The organism is Streptococcus sp. GMD1S (assembly GCF_000296875.1).
GTDB lineage: Bacteria > Bacillota > Bacilli > Lactobacillales > Streptococcaceae > Streptococcus.
Map to the genome: position 1 here is coordinate 11693 of NZ_AJQY01000007.1, position 18657 is coordinate 30349.

Consider the following 18657-nt stretch of genomic DNA (forward strand, 5'->3'; position numbering starts at 1 on the left):
CTACGAATTAGGGATTGTTTTTAAGGTAATCAATCGCATCCTGCAAGGTCTTAACGGGAACGATTTTCATCTCTGTTTTGATCGTTTTAGCAGCTTCTAGGGCTGTTTCATAGTTGCTTTTCGAATTGGGATCTGCTTTTTTTGCTTCCTCAGTGACTGGATTGTCAGGAGCAAAAAAGATGTTGGCTCCCTGACGAGAGGCTGCAACTACTTTTTTGTCAATTCCACCGATGTCGCCAACATTTCCATCGCGATCAATGGTTCCCGTTCCCGCAACGACGCGACCATTACGAAGTCCTGGATCTGCTATCTGGGTGTAAATAGCTAGGCTAAACATGAGACCGGCGCTTGGCCCGCCGATACCAGCTGTTGAAAAGCGAATGGGAACATCACTGGTCACTTCCGTACGGTCAATCAAACCAATCCCAATCCCGTTTTTCCCGTTTTCGAGAGTGATAATTTTACCTTCAGCAGACTTGACTTTTCCGTCTTCTTCATAGGTTACCTTGACCGTATCCCCTAATTGTTGAGAATTAACATAGTCGACCAAGTCTTTTGAACTATCAAATGTTTTGTCATTAACAGCCGTCACGGTGTCTGCAATGTTCAGAATGCCCTTAAAAGTTGAATTGTCCGTCACAGTTAAGACATAAACTCCCAGGTACTTGAGTTCGATATCCTTGCCAGCCGTCTTCAGTCCTTGATACTTGGCCATGTTTTGAGAAGTTTGCATGTAGAACTGATTGATCCGCATAAATTCCGCATCCGTAGAGCCACCCGTAGTCTCCTTGGCACTTCTAATATCCGTGAAAGGTGTTAACCAAGCATAGACAAGATGCGACAGGGTTGCGTGTCGAATGCCGACTGTTACAAACTGGTAAGCTCCTGCTTCTGTGTCTTCTGTTTCATTGACTTTCAAAACGCGACGAATATCTTCCGCTCCACCTGGAACTTCTATGTAGTATGGTAAAGGTACTACAAAGGCTAAAAAAGTCAATACTAGTGCTAGGATGACATATAAGGGCCATCTAGTTTTTTTCTTCATGTTCTAATTCCTCCACAACACTGTTTGGGACATATTGCTGAATCTCCTGACCAAACTTCAGAAGTTCTCTCACGGCCGAAGAGCTAATATAAAGATGCTCTGGGCGACTATATAGGTAAATGGTTTCGATTTCTGGAGCCAGTTGATGATTGTAGTAGTCAAAACTAGCCTCATATTGCAAGTCGGTGGCATTTCGCAAGCCACGGACAAGGGTTTTGGCCCCCAGTCTCCTTGCAACATCGACGACTAATTGGTCGTGAGAAGCCAGGACCTCTACATTATCTAAATGCGCCACAGATTTTTCGACTGCTCGTTTGCGATTTTCAACAGGGAGAAAACCTTGTTTATGGGGATTGTAGAAAACCCCGACATAGAGCTTATTAAAGAGTTTGCTGGCACGTTCAATGATATCCAGATGTCCATTTGTCATCGGATCAAATGATCCTGTAAATAATCCAATTTTATCTGACATAGACTGTCACCTTACTAATCCCATATATTTTTTCCTTCCAGATGCCTAAGCAGGCGATTTCTTCTGGAAGTTCCACAGACTTATCGGTTTCGCAGACAACCATGACCTCTTCGGAGAAAAGGTTTCTTTCTGCCATTTTTTCGATATCTGCAACGATTTGTTCCTTGGCATAGGGCGGGTCCAAAAAGACCAGGTCAAAGGGACCTTTCACTTGCTCCAAGGCCCGTTCAGCCTCCATCTTTAAGAGCTGAAATTTGGAAACTTCCTTGGTCATTTGGATATTTTCAGCGATGATAGCTTGTGCCTTTCGATCCCGTTCCACTAAGACAGCATGAGACATCCCTCTTGACACAGCTTCAATAGACAGACCACCACTGCCAGCATAGAGATCCAAGACACGACCACCCTCAAAATAGGGACCTATCATGTTAAAGATAGCTCCACGCACCTTATCTGATGTCGGCCTCGTCGTCTTGCCTTCTAGCGTCTTGAGGGGACGCCCTCCGTAGATTCCTGATACGATTTTCATACCGTTTATTATACCAAATTATAGGCAAAAAGAGAAAGAAAACCGAACCTTGCGGTTCGATTCTCTACAAAATATTTTCGTAAGTATCGCGAACTTCTTGAGGCCAAACACTGGTCTGAACCTCTCCGATGTGTTTCTTACGAAGAAGGAACATGGCCATCCGAGACTGTCCGATACCTCCACCAATTGTCAGTGGGAAAAGGCCGTTAAGCAGAGCTTTATGCCATTCCAGCTCAAGACGATCTTCGTCTCCTGTAAGAGCCACTTGGCGACGAAGGGTATCCTCATCTACCCGAATCCCCATTGATGAAAGTTCAAAGGCACAACCAAGAGATTCGTTCCAAACGAGAATATCGCCATTCAACCCCTTGTAGCCATTTTCAGACTCTGTTGTCCAGTCATCGTAGTCAGGTGCGCGGCCGTCATGAGGTTTGCCATCAGGCAACTCGCCACCGATACCAATCAAGAAGACTGCACCAAACTCTTTACAGATCGCATTTTCACGCTCTTTTGGTGTCAAGTCTGGGTAACGTTCTACCAACTCTTCTGTATGGATAAAGGTGATTTGTTTTGGCAAGATCGATTCGATATCATAGCGAGCTTCTACTGCTAGCTCTGTCAGACGAATAGCCTTGTAAATCTTTTCAACAGTTTCTTTGAGATAGGCGATATTGCGTTGACCATTTGGGATAACCTTCTCCCAATCCCACTGGTCCACATAAACAGAGTGAGTCGCATCGAGCGAATCTTCGTCTGGACGAAGGGCCTTCATATGAACAAACAGACCTTCACCTTCACCAAAACCAAAGCGAGCTAAGGTGTGGCGTTTCCATTTGGCAAGTGAGTGAACGACTTCATAGGTTTCATCTGGAATCTGCAAAACCTTGACAGATACTGGATTTTCGACACCTGACAGGTTGTCCTGCATCCCATCTCCGACCTTGCTCAAGATAGGACCTTGAACTTCAACAACTTCTAACTTATCTTTCAAATACTGGGTAAAAGTGTTTTTGACAAAGGAAATTTCTTCTTGTTGATGAATAAAACTTTTCTTCATAAACAGCTCCTCAAAAATTAGTTAAAAGCATTATACACCTATTTCCAAGAAAAGAAAAGAGTAAATAAGAAAAAGTCAGTGCTCTTTTGAACACTGACTCTGACATTCATTAATCGTTTCGACCAAAGATACGTAAGATGCTAAGGAAGAGGTTGATAAAGTCTAGATAGATGCTGAGCGCCATCGAGATGACCCAACCTGTCGCTACTTGTCCTCGCGACTGCTCGTAAACATAGCGAATCTTTTGGTTGTCCCAAGCAATCAAACCTGAGAAGACCAAGACCATGGCAATACTAATCATGTAGTCAAAGAAACTATTGGCTAAAAATAGATTCACAACCATGGCAATGATGAGACCAACAAGCGCTGCCATCAAAGCTCGTCCCATTCCACTCAAATCTTTCTTAGTGAAAATTCCGATTGCCGCCATGACAAAGAAGAGAAGGGCGCTGGATACAAAGGCTGATAAGACGGTCCCAGGTGTATAGAAGGCTACGACAAAACTGAGCGTAAATCCATTTAAAACAGAATAAACTAAAAATACTGGGAGAGCTGCTGGGCTATTTTTTGCAGCCATGCTACTTGCAACAAAGACTAGAGCAAGTTCTGCAAAAGTTGCAATCATCAACCAGAGACGGCCATGCATTAAAAAGTAGACCAATTGGGCCTGAAAGACTGTCAACATCAAAGCTGACACGAGAGCCGATAGACCAATCCCAAGTCCTACAAAAGCATAGACCTTAGCGTAAAATTGATTGAGACCTGAACGTTCTTGAATAATCGTTTGATTCATTCTGATTCTCCTTTTTCTATAAATATGTCTTGATTATAACAAAGATTTTATAAATTAGCTGAAATAAAACATCAAAATGCCTGCTGCAACTGCTACGTTGAGACTTTCTGCTCGGCCTTTCATGCCAATGTGAACCAGCTGATCAGCACTCTCAGCCATAACAGAACTAATCCCCTGTCCTTCATTTCCCATGACTAAAGCAAAGTTTTCTAAGGGAGAAAGCTCACGATAGTCCTTGGATTCTTTGGATAAGGTCGTTGCTAGAATGGACAAATTGCTCTTCTTTGCCTCTTCTACAAAGGAAGCAAGAGACATCCGATAGATGGGCAAATGAAAATGACTTCCTTGCATGGATCGCAGGGTCTTGAGACTGTAGATATCTGCTGACTTGTCTGAGACAATAACCCCTGTAAAACCTGCAGCATCCGCAGTCCGAATCATGGTACCTACGTTCCCAGGATCTTGGACATCTTCTAAAAATAAAAACTTTCCCCGACGAAGATCGGGCAGACCCACTTCTTCTTTTTGAATCACTGCAACAATCCCTTGAGGAGTTTGCGTATCTGCCAAATCCAGCAAAATCTCCTCTGAAACCCAGATAGTTTGAGGAAAAGCAGCTAGCTGATCTCGGTAACTTTCTAGGGCAAAGACCTTTTCAATCGTCACTCCTGCTTGAACAGCTTCTTCAAACAAGTGCCAGCCCTCAATCAAATAAGCAGACTTTCGATATTTTTTTTGATGTAATTTCTTGGCATTTTTTACCACAGAATTGGCTTTTGAGGTTATAATAGTCATAGAAATATTATAACACAATCAAAGGGGTTTGGTATGCAAAAGGTTAGAATGATTGCCCAAGGCAGGGTGCAGGGTGTTGGTTTTCGCTGGGGTGTTTGTACTTTAGCTCTTGAAATCGGTGGCATCACTGGTCGTGTCTGGAATAACGACGATGGCACAGTGGAAATTCTTGCTCAGGCAGACTCCTCTGCCACTATGGCAAAATTTATCCAAGAAATCCGAAAAGGTCCGACACCTTTTTCAAAAGTTACCTATCTAGATGTACAAATGAGCAACTTTTCATCCTATTCGGACTTCAAAGTCGCAAATTAGGTCTCTAGAACTATTGTATATTTTACAAAAAAACAGTAGAATAGAAAGGTATAATTTTTAAAGAAGGAATGAAAACATTGAAATCTATTAAACGTTTTGCCCTCTCTGCTATGGGAGTGGCTTTGCTACTCGTCTTGACAGGCTGTGTCCAAGTAGACAAAGCAACAGGACAACCCACAGGATTGATTTGGAATACCATCGGAGCACCTATGGCTGAAGCTATCAAGTACTTCGCTACTGATAAAGGTCTAGGCTTTGGTGTGGCTATCATTATCGTAACCATTATCGTACGTTTGATTATCTTGCCACTTGGTATCTACCAATCATGGAAGGCAACGCTTCACTCTGAAAAGATGAATGCCCTCAAACATGTCCTTGAGCCACATCAAACACGCCTCAAAGAAGCAACAACTCAGGAAGAAAAACTAGAAGCGCAACAAGCTCTCTGGGATGCTCAGAAAGAACATGGCATCAGTGTGTTCGGTGGAGTAGGATGTTTCCCTATCCTCATTCAAATGCCTTTCTTCTCTGCTATCTACTTTGCAGCCCAATACACTGATGGAGTAGCTAGCTCTACCTTCTTGGGTATCGATCTTGGTTCACCAAGTCTGCTCCTTGTCGCTTTCGCTGGTATCCTCTACTATCTCCAATCACTCCTCTCACTTCATGGAGTAGAAGACGAGATGCAAAGAGATCAACTAAAAAGAATGATTTACGTGAGTCCACTCATGATTGTCGTCTTCTCCCTCTTCGCACCAGCCAGTGTGACGCTTTACTGGGTTGTCGGTGGTTTCATGATGATTCTCCAACAGTTCATCGTTAACTATGTTGTTCGTCCAAAACTTCGCAAAAAAGTTCGTGAAGAATTTGCCAAGAATCCACCAAAAGCAAGTTCATTTTCAACTGGAGGCGGACGCAAAGATGTCACTCCAAACCAAGCAACTGCGATCATGACCAATAAGAAACATAAAAAACGCAATGCTGGTAAACAACATTCTAAAAAATAAGAAAAAGCTTAGCTGAAAGGCTAAGTCTTTTTGCATCACAAAAGCCCGATGTCTCCATCAGGCTTCTTTTTTATCCATGAACACGTTTCATGTAGTCTTGGTAGCTTTCTGTATCCATCAATTCCTTGGCATTCTTGACACGGTCTGCTGTTGGAGGTTTAACCCCTTCGAGCGAATAAGGAATTCCAAGTTCACGCCACTTGAACTCACCCATCGTGTGATAAGGTAGAATTTCAAACTTGTCAACATTTTTAAGGGTCTTGACAAACTTACCGAGTTCGATCAAGTCCTCATCTCTGTCCGTCAAACCTGGAACCAGCACGTGGCGAATCCAAACAGGCTTCCCAATATCTGATAGGTACTGGGCACAAGCCAAGATGTTTTTATTGGTTTGACTTGTGACAATCTTGTGCTGTTCTTCGTTGATTTCCTTGATATCTAGGAGAACCAAGTCTGTCACCGCCATGAGTTTATTAAACTTTTCGAGATAACGCGGTTTATTACGGAATGGAAGGGCACAGGTATCCAAGGTACAGTGGATTCCTTTTTCTTTGGCCTTGGTAAAGAGGGCAATTAGGAAATCAATCTGTAAGAGGGCTTCTCCACCACTAACAGTGATTCCTCCCTTGTCTCCCCAGAAACCACGGTAGCGAAGGGCTTCTGCCAAGACATCGTCTACTGTCCGTTCGCGTGATTTATTGGTCTCCATAGCCCATGTATCAGGGTTATGACAGTACTGGCAACGCATGTGACAACCCTGCAAAAAGACAATGAAACGAATCCCAGGGCCATCTACCGCCCCAAAACTCTCTGTCGAATGCACCATTCCTGTCACTTGTCCATAGTCAATTGTTTCTTCAGACATATCGTCACCTTCCTTGAAACCGTTTTATAGTTTTATTATATCACGAGTAAGATGAAAAACAAGGTTTTTTGTCTATTTTTTAGAAAGCAATCTGTTTTTCACTTTCATTTTCAATTTCTTTTACTGATCCGATTCAAAATCAAAACCATACAAGGTTGCAAAATAGTCCTCAGGACGCTCTGCACGGCGGATTTGGCGGGCTTTTCCTTCTTCGGTATAGAGAATTTCTGCCGAGCGTAGTTTGGCATTGTACTGGTAACCCATGGAGAATCCATGTGCACCTGTATCATGAATCACCAGTAAATCACCGATTTCTGTATGAGGTAGTTCGCGGTTCACTGCAAATTTATCATTGTTTTCACAGAGTGAACCAACCACATCTACCACCTCAACTGGTCCGTCTGGATGGGTCAGATTGCTGATATGGTGGTAGGCTCCATACATGGCGGGGCGCATGAGGTTGACTGCTGATGCATCCACACCTAGATAGGTACGGTAAGTTTTTTTCTTATGAGTGACTCTTGTGACAAGAGCTCCATGAGGTGCCAACATAAAGCGGCCTAATTCGGTGAAAATCTTAACCTGACCAAGACCTGCTGGCGTAAGGACTTCCTCATAAACCTTACGAACTCCCTCACCAATCACAGCGATATCATTTGGCTCCTGGTCTGGGCGATAGTTGACACCAATACCGCCGGAAAGATTGATAAAGTCTAGTGAAATGCCCAATTTTTCTTTGATTTCCACAGCTAATTCAAAGAGCTGGCGGGCCAACTCTGGATAGTAGAGATGGGTGACGGTATTGGATGCTAGGAAGGAATGAATCCCAAAAGTCCTAGCTCCTTTTTCCTTCAAAACAGCAAAGGCTTCAAAGAGTTGATCCTTGGTCATCCCAAACTTAGCCTCTCCAGGATTATCCATGATGTCTGTTCCTAATTCAAAGACTCCTCCTGGATTGTAACGACAAGAGATGATTTCTGGAATGCCTGCTGCTCGCTCCAGATGCGCAATGTCTTCAAAGGCATCCAAGTTAATGGTTGCACCCAATTCACGCGCATAAGCATACTCTTGGTCTGGTGTATTGTTTGATGAGAACATGATCTCAGGACCTGCAAATCCAAGTTTATGGCTCATCAGGAGCTCCACATAACTGGAACAGTCCACACCACAGCCTTCCTCTTTGAGGATTTTCAAGATGGCTGGTGTTGGGGTGGCCTTGACTGCAAAATATTCCTTAAAGCCCTCGTTCCAGGAAAAGGCCTCGTTGACCGCTCTTGCTTTTTCGCGAATTCCCTTCTCATCATATAAGTGAAAGGGAGTCGGGAACTCTGCAACAATCGTTTCCAAATCTTCTCGGCTGATAAATGGTGTTTTCATAAGCATCCTTCTATTCTGTTTGCAAAGAAAGGCTGGGACAATCGTTCCAACCTTTAGTTCTATCTCTTATTTGTCTTCGTCAAAGATATTGCCAATCTCGACATCGATGGATTGGTTCTTGACATCAATATTGGTTACTTTCAAGAGTGACTTGTAATCAAACTGCTTTTCACGTTCTTCTTGGGCATTGTCTGCAAAGACTGCAACACCAGCCAACTCTGAATCAAACTCACGCAAGAGACTAATCATCCCGTTGACCGTTCCGCCGCCTTTCAAGAAGTCATCCACGATCAAGACACGACTGCCTGCCTTGAGACTGCGTTTTGAAAGGAACATTTTCTCAATGCGGTCGCCACTTGATCCTGATACATAGTTGACGCTGACTGTTGAACCTTCAGTAATTTTCAAATCACGACGCACGATAACAAAAGGAACGTTGAGGACATTGGCAACTGCATTTGCAAGCGGAACACCCTTTGTTGCTACTGTCATAACGGCATCGATTTTTTGGTCCATAAAACTCTTGGCAATGATACGACCAATATTTTTCAAAATGGCAGGCGTACTAAGCAAATCAGACAGGTAGATGTAGCCACCTGGCAAGATACGGTCGCTTTCTGAAAGCTTATCACGCAAGTCTGCGATCATTTCTTTAGCTTCATGGCTAGAGATGGATGGTGTAAAGATAACGCCACCACCTGCTCCAGTCACTGTCTGGATATGGCCGATTTCGATTTCTTCAAAAGCACGCTTGATAATCACGATGTCCTCTGAGATAGATGATTTAGCTGATTCGTACTTTTCCGCAAAGGTATTGAGACTGGTTAGTTTGTATGGATTATTAATCAAATAGTTGGAAATGACAACCATCCGATCACTTCTTCTTAATTTCATTTTTATTTACCATTCCATTTAATTTTGATATTTTATCCATTATACCACATTCACATAAAAAAACGAACATTATTGCGTAAAAAATGCTCGTTTTTCTTAAATTATTAATCTAAATCTGGTTTATAGAAGGAACGATTGTCCATGGCGAAGATTTTGTTGGTCATCTCTCCTTTATCCACCAAAGCTAGAGCTGTTGACATCATCATCATGCTGGCATCTAGATTGTCAATCATATGGATAATCTCTGCTTCCATAATGCGTGGACGGACTGGACTTCCATACTCCAGCAAGCCATGGTGACTGAGGATGACATGGCGCAGTAGCACCACTTCTTCTCTAGTATCATCGATACCTAGTTCCATGACTGTCTTGGTAATTTCACTATCGATGAGAGCGATATGCCCAAGGAGATTGCCTCGAACTGTGTACTCCGTCTGGTCTGGTCCCGTCAACTCAATAACCTTGGCCAAGTCATGCAACATAATTCCCGCATAGAGGAGGCTCTTGTTGAGCTGAGGATAAATCTCACTAATGGCATCTGCCAAGCGCACCATGGTTGCTGTATGATAGGCCAAACCCGTTTCAAAGGCGTGGTGGTTGGTCTTAGCAGCTGGATAGGAGTAGAATTCCTTATCATACTTGGTGTAGAGACTGCGAACGATACGTTGCCAGACAGGATTTTCAATTTTGAAAATCATTTGCGACATGTAGTCACGGATTTCCTTGATATCGACTGGTGACTTGACCTTGAAATCAGCTGGATCGTTGGGTTCGCCAGGTTGAGGCAGGCGGAGAGTAATTTGATTGACTTGAGGAGTATTATTATAAACTTCTCTGCGCCCCTGCATGTGGACCACTTTCCCTGCGGTAAAGGCCTCAACGTTATGAGGCTGAGCATCCCAGAGTTTTCCTTCAATCTCGCCACTATCGTCTTGGAAGGTAAAGGCTAGGTAGTTTTTCCCAGCTCGTGTCTGTCTCAGGTCAGCTGATTTGATCAGGTAAAAACCTTCAAACAGCTCATCTTTTTTCATGTGACTAATCTTCATATTCTTCCTCATCTTCTTGGAAATGGAGTAGATCAAGCGCAGGCTCACCTTCTGATAACTCAATGTGACGGAGCGTCCGCTCGATAGCTGTGGTGCGACGGTTTAATAATTCATCAATATTGCCAGAGGCATGTTGAAGATGCTTTTGTGCCTTGACCAGAATGCCTCCGAACTTACCAAACTCGGTCTTGACACTAGCTAGGGTCTTGCTGATATGATCAGCACTCTTTTGGATATTGAGAGTTTTGAAGCCAACTGATAGGGAGTTAAGCAGGGCCGACAAGGTACTTGGACCTGCGACAATAATCTGCTCCTCCCGTCTCAAATCATCAAAGAAGACAGGATTGCGGACGATTTCTGAGTAAAGTCCTTCTGTTGGAACAAACAAAACTCCAAAATTGGTCGTCCGAGGCGGCGCTATATACTTGCTCTTGATATCCTTGGCGAAACGCTTAACGCTTGTCAAGAGAGATCTACGACAGCGTTCAATCTCGTCCTTATCACCTGCTTCATAGGCTTCTTCTAGGCGGTAATAATCTGCCAGTGGAAACTTGGAGTCAATTGGTAGATAGACGTATTCCCGGTCGCCTTGTCCAGGTAACTTGATGGCGTATTCCACTCGTTCACTGGAGTTTTCAACCGTTGCATATTCTCGTTCGTACTGGGCAGGCGTCATGATGTCTTCGATGATTTGCCCCAGTTGCAATTCACCCAGAATACCTCGCGTTTTAGTTCCTGAGAGAACCTTGTTGAGGGCTCCGACATCACGGGCAACCGTCTGCATTTCTCCAAGACCACGATTGACAGACTCCAGTTGTTTGGAAACTGTCTCAAAGGAAGCCTGCAAACGCGTCTGCAAGGTCTTTTCTAGTTTTTCCTCGACTGTTTGGCGCATTTGTTCTAGGCGTTGCTCATTTGATTCCTGCAAGGCTTGGAGACGTTGGTCGGTCTTGTCTCTGGTTTGGAGGAGATTATCTGTCATTTCTTGACGGACTTGAGTCAAGCCTTGATGCAATTCCATTCGTACTTCCTGCAAGCGGTCACTGACAGCCACTTCCAAGTCTTTTTGATCTAGCTGGCTGGCTTGCCTGGCTTGTTCAAAGCGGTAATCTAATTGATCTGAAAGATTGTCTGCCTGGTCTTCCAAACTCTTGACTAGATATTTGTCTTGCTTATCCTGCCTCTGCCAAATGAGAAAGAGCCCAGCTAGGTTGGCAATTAATAATAGTAGTAATACAGTCTCCATCCTACCTCCTGTCCTTGCTATGCAGCACGACGACATAGCCATCTGGGCAAGTTACCGAAACTTCCCTATCTATATATTCGTTAGAAGCGTACACTTTTTTGAAGAAAAAATTTTCCTCTGTCAACTCATACTTGGCTCCGATAATGGTCAACTGACTATCCCGAACCGGAATAAAGGCTAGATAGTCATAGTCTGAACGAGGCTCTAGCTGACTGGTCCCTTCTGGACAATAGATAATCACATTTTGCCCATCCTCAATCGCTATCTGGCGCATATAGGGTGCCAACTTGGGATTGCTAGGCAGAAAGACATTAGCCAGCATATGGTCAATTCGACCACCCAAAGCCCCAAAAATAGTCACCTGAGCCTGAGAATTTTGCTCAAAGATGGTCAAGAGAGCCAATTCCAGATCTGTATCATCCTTTTCTGGCTGGGCTTGAACAAAATGTTGGGCACATTTTTGAATCAACTGACGTTCGTCTGCAGTCACCGAATCAAAATCCCCAACTGCTAGAGCCAGAGGCAGATCTTCTTCCAAAACCCAGAGCGAACCGCGATCCACACCGACAAAGCAGTCAAAATCCGTCCGATAATGACCACGGTCTCCGCCTGCAAAAACGGCAACCCTAGTCCAGTTGTTTTCTGAGAGTTTGTACTCGCTCATTGACATCTCCCTTAAAGACATAGGATCCTGCTACAAAAACGGTCGCACCAGCTTTTTTAGCCTGAGAAATGGTCTGGTCATCAATACCGCCATCGACCTCAATTTCAAAGTTCAAACCTTTTTCCTCACGAAGGGCAACCAACTCACGAATCTTATCCATGGTTTCAGGTAGAAAGGCTTGCCCGCCGAAGCCAGGGTTAACCGTCATGACCAAGACTTGATCAACTAGATGAAGCACGTGTTTGATAGCTTCAACCGGAGTACCAGGATTGATAACGACCGAAGGTTTGACCCCTAGAGAACGAATCTTTTGAAGAGCACCATGGATATGAGGCGTTGCTTCGACATGAATGCTGATGATATCTGCACCTGCACGCGCAAAGTCTTCTATATGATGTTCAGGATTAGAGACCATCAAGTGGCAGTCAAAGACCATCTTGCTATGAGGACGAAGAGCTTCGACCACACCTGCACCAAAACTGATTTGTGGTACAAAGTGACCATCCATGATATCGATATGGGCATATTCTGCACCAGTTGCTTCTAGACGTTTGATTTCACGTTCAAAGTTGGCATAATCTGCTGCCAGAATTGACGGAGCAATCTTGTATTGAGACATAGGTTTCTCCTTATTTTGGAATTTTTTTGCTGACTTTTTTATAGGTTTCTCTGCGATTTTCAATCTCACTGAGGAATTGGAGGTAATTGTCAAAACGGAAGCTGGCAATGATGCCTTCTTCCACTGCAGGCTTGACAGCGCAAGACGGCTCATGGGTATGGGTACAAGTACGGAATTTACAGTCTCGACTGACACTGGCAATCTCTGGGAAGGCCTGATTGAGGTCTTCCGCCGTTGTCACTTCATAATCCAGCGATGAAAATCCTGGCGTATCTGCGATTTTACCACCATTGAGATTGTAAAAACTAACAGCCCGAGTGGTATGGCGACCACGACCTAGACTGTCTGAAATTTCTCCTGTTTCAAGATTGAGGTCCGGTGCGATTTTATTGAGAAGGGTTGATTTTCCCACACCTGTCTGCCCCATAAAGACCGTCACTTTTCCTGTCAACAGAGGTAAGAGCTCTTCCTTACTGGTCACAAAGTCATAACCAATAGTACGATAGGTCTGCTGATAAAAATCCAGTTCTCCTCTATCTTCCAGCAAGTCCATTTTGGAAATATAGACGATGGGATGGATGCCCTTGTGTTCCAGAAGAACCAAGAACCGATCCAACAAGTTGCTGTTGAAGTCCGGTTCCTTGACGGACATGATCACCACAGCTTGGTCAATATTGACAATAGGCGGACGGACCAGGCTATTTTTCCGTTCGTGAATTTTGAGGATATAACCTTCGGAATTTTCCTCTGCAGAGAAATCTACCCAGTCCCCAACGTAGGGCGTGTGGCCTTTTTTACGGAAATTCCCACGCGCGCGCGTCTGATAGACTTGGCCATCACTCTCTACATAGTAGAAGCCTGCCAAGGCTTTAATAATTTGTCCTTGCATCTTAGAGCCCTTGTCCTTTAAGCGCATCTGCCAGACTGGCAAATTCTTCCAAGCTAAGTGCTTCCCCACGCACAGATGGAGACAAGCCTGCCTGATCCAAAGCCTTGGTCAACTTTTCCTTGACTTCATCAGTCTTGCCAAAGTAGCCTGTTAAGTTATTCCACAAGGTCTTGCGACGATGAGTGAAACTAGCCTTGGAAACTTTAAAGAAAAATTGTTCATCTTTTACTGCTACAGCAGGCTCTGGACGACGCACCATTTTCAGGATAGCTGAGTCTACGTTTGGCGCTGGCACAAAGACCGTACGAGGCACGATGAAGGCAACCTTAGCTGTCATATAATACTGCACCGCAATCGACAAGCTACCGTAAGCCTTAGTATTTGGCTGTGCGGAGATACGATCCGCCACTTCTTTTTGCATCATAACGACAAACTCACTAAAAGGAATGCCACTTTCAATCAAGTGCATGAGAATAGGCGTCGTAATATAGTAGGGCAAGTTGGCTACTACCTTGATTGGTAGGTCTGGATTTTTGAAACTCTGGATATGCTGCGCCAAATCCACTTTGAGAATGTCCTCGTTGACTACTGTCACATTGTCAAAATCACGCAGGGTATCTGCTAAAATCGGTACCAAACGGTGGTCGATTTCAAATGCCATGACTTGAGCTGCACGCTCAGCCAAAAATTCTGTCAAGGCACCAATCCCTGGCCCGATTTCGATAACATTAACCTGATCATCAATTTCAGCTGTATCCACGATTTTTTGAAGGATATTGGTATCCGTCAGGAAATTTTGCCCGAAGGACTTTTTAAAGGTAAAACCGTGACGCTCCAGTACTGCCTTGGTCACGCTATAATCTGCAATTCTCATTTATTCTCTTTTCTAATATAGTATGCTTCCGGGGTATAATGATAGAGCAAAACAAATAAGGGAGTCTCAGTAATTCCTTCCAACATCTCTTTTAAGACCGCATCTGGATGGATAATCTCTCGTGTTTTGGTGAAATAAACACCGTGTTCCCCATTTCGATTACGGAGTTCCCAGGCCACATTATTTCCTTGAACAGACGGCAAATAACGTTCCTTTTCTAGAAAGTCAAAAAATTCTTTCACCGTCATATCTTCAGAAATCTCGAATTCTGTCTCATGGGGCAATACATCATCCCCAATACACACAGAATCTCTGTCAACTCGGATTTTCATTTCGTTCTGTCCTTATAAGTTTCTATTTTAACGCTATCAAAATAAATCTAAGTACCTCTATTGTAACACATTCCCCTTATATTTTCGGGTTATCTGGTTATTGTTATCACTTTTCAGAACTCTCCAAACAGATTTTGATATCTAAATTTCTTTCCACTATTGAAGTAAGCGTAAAATTTATTTTTCTAATTCTTTATAGATTGTCTCTTGAAAATGTCAGTTGTTCAAGTAAGGAATAGAGTTTTGCTTGCCCCTCTTCTTCGTAAGCAGTTCTATTTGCTTTTACTTCCCTGCATTTCTCGTCATACAGAAAACCGTCATGGTCATCTTCTGTAGATAAGGCTGTGTAGACTTTGGCCATTTCTTCAGGACTAATCGAAAATTTTGACTTAATTTTATAAAGATTTTTCATAAAAGCGCTGAGGTGATCATAGCGGCGCATATCAACTCTGACATTGGTCACACGGATTGCCTGAATTTTGATACCTTTCCACCATTTCCGCATATAAAGCGACAGCATCAACAAGGCCAGTTTATTCTGATAATAGGTCTTGGCAGGGCTATAATGTTTTTGACCAGCTAAATTTTCAAAATCAAGCTTCATGAAAGGATAAAGCATCAGCCCTTGGGAAGAAATATTAATAATCCGACCAGTCTCAGACTTTTCCAACAAACCTTTCAACAAGATAGACAGCAAGAAAGGGGCGACAACATTGGTCGCAAATTGCTTTTCTAAACCATCCTTAGTCAGGATGGGCTTTTTGACTGACAAATCAAAGTCAGCTGCATTGTTAATTAAAATATCTAAAGTCTCTTCTTTTTGGATATACTTCTCTACCGCTTTCCTGACACTCTTCATATTAGATAGATCAACCAAGATATAATCTACATATGGATTTCCTGTCTGCTGACGAATTTCCTCACAAGCTTGCTCGGCAGCTTCTTTCCGTCTACAAAAGAGAGTTACCGACCAGCCCTTTTCAGCCAACTGTTTAGCAGACTGGTAGCCAATACCACTATTGCCACCCGTAATAATTACTTTTTTCATTCCTGACTCCGTTAGTCTGAATACTTAGCCATCACTTCTTCCACTTCTGCCAAGGTTACCCCAAATAACTCCAACCGCTTGAGGAGTTGCTTGCCGTTGGAATAGCCGATGCGAAGCTGTTCGCCTAGATACTCTCTGCGCCTACGACTGTCTGCTCCCGCTAGGAAACCTAGGCGAATCAAATCACCACGACTGATGTCAAACTCGTTCTCGTTTTCAAATTGCTCTGTCACCTGAACCAGCGCTGTTTTCAGGTCCTCATAGCTAGCATGTTCGATTCCCAGAGAACGTCCCTTGGACTTAGATTTGGGAACAGCCTCATCTCGCTTGAGAAAAGCATGCTGCACTGTTGGAATGGCCGTCATAATCATGCGTCGAATCCGTTCCCCATTAAAATCTGGATCTGTAAAGACAATGACTCCATGCAATTCATGCAGGCGCTGAATGCGTTCTATATCCTGGTCATTTATTGCGGAACCTCGTGTTTCATAGGTCTCTACATCAAAGTAACGTTTGAGATTGGCCGTATCATCGCGACCTTCGACCACGATGACTTGGGACAATTTTATTTTTTTCTTTGAGAACATATCTTTTCCCAATCACTCTGGACTTCACTATCTATAAATCTTAATTGCCCAGCGCTTTTCTCAACTCTTCCATCCAACAAATCAAAAATATATCTAAGTTTTTGAGTAAAATTCAAAGATGTTCCTACTATAAATTCTTTTCCAAGTTTATCTGTTACAATGATATATCTATCAAATGTAGTATTAATCTCTTTAAGTGAATCTTCAAATGGTAAGACACACGGGATACTGATATCCGAGCCATCAATTTTTGAAATAATTTTTTCAAAAACAATTCCCATCATTTTAGCTTGCTGTGTTATTCCAACATAATTTTGTCCATATAAACTAAAATCATATTTCTCATTATCATAATTTTTTCGAGAAGTTTCAATTGAACTTCCATCCGCTACTCCAGTTGCTTTTAAAAGTGTCCAAATATCTATTTTTTTAACAATCAAACCTGTTTCTCGACAACATTCAGAATACATATCCAAATTTATTTTTGTTTTATTCCCCTCTAAAACCCAATCTGGTTTACCTTCATTTGAAATAACAATCAAATATTTCTTATCTTTAACTACATTTGGATTACACTTAATATAATCTAGCGCATCTAACCAAAAAATAGCATCTGAATAAAATCTAGGTACTGATTTCCCACCTAAAAAAATTGTCTCTTTAGATTTCTCAACAATATCTTCATATCCCGGAGATATTTTTAACTTATAACGTGCATCTATCCTCTCTATATATCTACTTAAAGTATTATCAGTGTAGTCTGATCCTAGCTTTACCTCATCTAGGAATTTCTCAATTACTCTCTTTATTTCATCGACACTCGTAGTTGATATTTTCCAATCAACTTTTTTTAATAGCTTATTTTTTTCATCTATTAGTTTATTATTTATAACCTTCAACTCTTCTGTATATTTATTGATTCTTTCAAAGTAATCCTCTTTAAATTTTGAAATTTGATTATACATAGTTTTCATGTCGTCAACTTTTTTATACTTATTTATATCACTGAAAAGATTATTATTTACAATATTTTTAATACTTGTCTCTAACAACTTATTCGAGTTTTCAATATTTTTAATTATCTCCCTCGCCTTTTCTACTTTTTCATTCCTTGCATTAATTATATTCAATTCATTTTCTAGATATTCAATTTGTGTTACATATGGGATATATACATCTTTTTTTATTTTATCGAATGAATCTACTATTTTCTCTCCTAGAACATAGTCTTTCAGTGGAAATAGCAAACAATTATTATCAATTACAAAAAATGATTCTTTTATCATTTCCGTAGTAAAATCTTTATTATATTCTTTAATAATATTTAACATTCCATCTCCTTGTCTTAATACTTTATTTTAAAAATACGCTCTGCATTTGCAGTCGTTATAACTGCTAATTCCTCGGTCGTCATCCCACGCAAGTCGGCGATAAAGTCCACCACATAGCGTGTGTAGGCTGTTTTGTTCTCACGGCCACGTTTAGGAACAGGAGCTAGGTAGGGCGCATCCGTCTCTACCAAAATCTTGTCCAAAGGAAGCTCCCTAGCAGCCTCTTGGATATCCGTTGCTTTCTTAAAAGTCACTACTCCTGAGAAAGAAATGGTCATACCAAGCTCGACAAACTTCTCAGCCCACTTGAGAGAGCCTGAAAATGAATGCATAATTCCACCACGAGGACCAACGCCCTCGCTCCTGATAATCTCATAAGTATCTTCAAGCGCATCACGAGTGTGGACCACAAAAGGCAAGTTCAAATCCTTAGACAGCTGAATCTGACGACGAAAAACCTGCTCCTGTACTTCCTTAAGTGCTGTCATCCAATGGTAGTCCAGACCAATCTCCCCCAAGGCAACAACCTTGGGATGTTTTAGTTTTTCAAGCAAGTAAGCTTCGACCTCATCTGTGTAAGTCCCTGCTTCCGTCGGATGCCAACCAATAGTTGCGTAGAGTTGCTCATACTCATCTGCCAACTCCAGGGCTCGCTCAATGGTCGGTGTATCAAAACCAACAATATTCATCTGTGTCACACCCATCTCAGCAGCCAAGGCGATTTCTTCTGCCTCACGTCCTGCAAATTCTTCTACATTTAAATGTGTGTGCGTATCAAAAATCATCTTTTCTAACCTCATTTTCTTCCATCTATTATACCAAAAATAGCATCCCTCGGCTTGTAAAAATATTCTAATACCAATCATTCTCCCTTG

Annotated in this window: 22 protein-coding genes; 2 read left to right on the forward strand and 20 right to left on the reverse strand. The window is 42.4% G+C overall.

Going from position 1 to position 18657, the window contains the following annotated elements:
• Positions 1-7: 7 nt before the first annotated feature.
• The 6 genes from GMD1S_RS01940 to GMD1S_RS01965 form a co-directional block, all read right to left on the reverse strand.
• Positions 8-1045: a SepM family pheromone-processing serine protease gene (locus GMD1S_RS01940; RefSeq protein WP_000730773.1), complete on the reverse strand. Its 1038-nt coding sequence runs from the start codon at positions 1043-1045 to the stop codon at positions 8-10.
• Entirely contained in the window at positions 1029-1517 is a 489-nt protein-coding gene (gene coaD, locus GMD1S_RS01945; RefSeq protein WP_001280722.1) for a pantetheine-phosphate adenylyltransferase, read from the reverse strand. Before coaD ends, GMD1S_RS01940 begins: the two co-directional genes overlap by 17 nt.
• On the reverse strand, positions 1507-2046 hold the full coding sequence (rsmD, locus tag GMD1S_RS01950; RefSeq protein WP_000706943.1) for a 16S rRNA (guanine(966)-N(2))-methyltransferase RsmD: 540 nt from the start codon (positions 2044-2046) through the stop codon (positions 1507-1509). Before rsmD ends, coaD begins: the two co-directional genes overlap by 11 nt.
• A 64-nt stretch (positions 2047-2110) precedes the next feature.
• Complete coding sequence (gene asnA / locus GMD1S_RS01955) at positions 2111-3103, reverse strand: aspartate--ammonia ligase (protein ID WP_000747998.1); 993 nt, start codon at positions 3101-3103, stop codon at positions 2111-2113.
• Positions 3104-3212: 109 nt separating this feature from the next.
• Positions 3213-3896 (reverse strand): Bax inhibitor-1/YccA family protein, encoded by a 684-nt coding sequence (locus tag GMD1S_RS01960; protein WP_001076863.1) that lies wholly within the window; start codon positions 3894-3896, stop codon positions 3213-3215.
• Positions 3897-3950: 54 nt separating this feature from the next.
• Positions 3951-4691, reverse strand: a complete 741-nt coding sequence (locus GMD1S_RS01965; protein ID WP_008276644.1) for a TrmH family RNA methyltransferase — start codon at positions 4689-4691, stop codon at positions 3951-3953.
• A 33-nt stretch (positions 4692-4724) separates the two neighbouring features.
• Here GMD1S_RS01965 and GMD1S_RS01970 point away from each other — a divergent pair, with 33 nt between their 5' ends.
• Both GMD1S_RS01970 and yidC read left to right on the forward strand, forming a co-directional pair.
• Entirely contained in the window at positions 4725-5003 is a 279-nt protein-coding gene (locus GMD1S_RS01970; RefSeq protein WP_001174608.1) for an acylphosphatase, read from the forward strand.
• 77 nt (positions 5004-5080) lie between these two features.
• Entirely contained in the window at positions 5081-6010 is a 930-nt protein-coding gene (gene yidC / locus GMD1S_RS01975) for a membrane protein insertase YidC (RefSeq protein WP_008276647.1), read from the forward strand.
• Between the two features lie 70 nt (positions 6011-6080).
• On the opposite strand, the gene pflA is transcribed toward yidC, so the two are convergent.
• The 14 genes from pflA to GMD1S_RS02045 all read right to left on the reverse strand — a co-directional run bounded on the left by pflA (position 6081) and on the right by GMD1S_RS02045 (position 18567).
• Positions 6081-6875, reverse strand: coding sequence for a pyruvate formate-lyase-activating protein (gene pflA / locus GMD1S_RS01980; protein WP_001288275.1), 795 nt, complete (start codon positions 6873-6875; stop codon positions 6081-6083).
• A gap of 120 nt (positions 6876-6995) precedes the next feature.
• Positions 6996-8252, reverse strand: a complete 1257-nt coding sequence (locus tag GMD1S_RS01985; RefSeq protein WP_000856538.1) for a diaminopimelate decarboxylase — start codon at positions 8250-8252, stop codon at positions 6996-6998.
• A gap of 66 nt (positions 8253-8318) precedes the next feature.
• Entirely contained in the window at positions 8319-9146 is an 828-nt protein-coding gene (purR, locus tag GMD1S_RS01990) for a pur operon repressor (RefSeq protein WP_002874197.1), read from the reverse strand.
• Between the two features lie 104 nt (positions 9147-9250).
• Positions 9251-10192, reverse strand: coding sequence for a 3'-5' exoribonuclease YhaM family protein (locus GMD1S_RS01995; RefSeq protein WP_000703203.1), 942 nt, complete (start codon positions 10190-10192; stop codon positions 9251-9253).
• A complete protein-coding gene (gene rmuC, locus GMD1S_RS02000; protein WP_000450910.1) occupies positions 10182-11438 on the reverse strand; it encodes a DNA recombination protein RmuC in 1257 nt (418 codons plus the stop codon). The genes GMD1S_RS01995 and rmuC overlap by 11 nt, the downstream gene beginning before the upstream one ends.
• A 1-nt stretch (position 11439) precedes the next feature.
• Complete coding sequence (locus GMD1S_RS02005) at positions 11440-12102, reverse strand: thiamine diphosphokinase (RefSeq protein WP_000006125.1); 663 nt, start codon at positions 12100-12102, stop codon at positions 11440-11442.
• Positions 12065-12721, reverse strand: a complete 657-nt coding sequence (gene rpe / locus GMD1S_RS02010; protein WP_000084999.1) for a ribulose-phosphate 3-epimerase — start codon at positions 12719-12721, stop codon at positions 12065-12067. Before rpe ends, GMD1S_RS02005 begins: the two co-directional genes overlap by 38 nt.
• Before the next feature lie 10 nt (positions 12722-12731).
• Entirely contained in the window at positions 12732-13610 is an 879-nt protein-coding gene (gene rsgA / locus GMD1S_RS02015; RefSeq protein WP_008276660.1) for a ribosome small subunit-dependent GTPase A, read from the reverse strand.
• 1 nt (position 13611) lies between these two features.
• Entirely contained in the window at positions 13612-14484 is an 873-nt protein-coding gene (rsmA, locus tag GMD1S_RS02020) for a 16S rRNA (adenine(1518)-N(6)/adenine(1519)-N(6))-dimethyltransferase RsmA (RefSeq protein ID WP_001216874.1), read from the reverse strand.
• Positions 14481-14816, reverse strand: a complete 336-nt coding sequence (locus GMD1S_RS02025; protein ID WP_000702740.1) for a hypothetical protein — start codon at positions 14814-14816, stop codon at positions 14481-14483. The genes rsmA and GMD1S_RS02025 overlap by 4 nt, the downstream gene beginning before the upstream one ends.
• A 193-nt stretch (positions 14817-15009) precedes the next feature.
• Positions 15010-15864 (reverse strand): SDR family NAD(P)-dependent oxidoreductase, encoded by an 855-nt coding sequence (locus tag GMD1S_RS02030; protein WP_000755762.1) that lies wholly within the window; start codon positions 15862-15864, stop codon positions 15010-15012.
• Positions 15865-15875: 11 nt separating this feature from the next.
• The gene (rnmV, locus tag GMD1S_RS02035; protein WP_000491759.1) at positions 15876-16451 is read right to left on the reverse strand and encodes a ribonuclease M5; all 576 of its coding nucleotides are present in this window, start codon (positions 16449-16451) and stop codon (positions 15876-15878) included.
• Entirely contained in the window at positions 16430-17782 is a 1353-nt protein-coding gene (locus tag GMD1S_RS02040; protein ID WP_000932025.1) for a PIN-like domain-containing protein, read from the reverse strand. The genes rnmV and GMD1S_RS02040 overlap by 22 nt, the downstream gene beginning before the upstream one ends.
• Before the next feature lie 14 nt (positions 17783-17796).
• Positions 17797-18567 (reverse strand): TatD family hydrolase, encoded by a 771-nt coding sequence (locus GMD1S_RS02045; RefSeq protein WP_000575627.1) that lies wholly within the window; start codon positions 18565-18567, stop codon positions 17797-17799.
• Positions 18568-18657 lie beyond the last annotated feature (90 nt).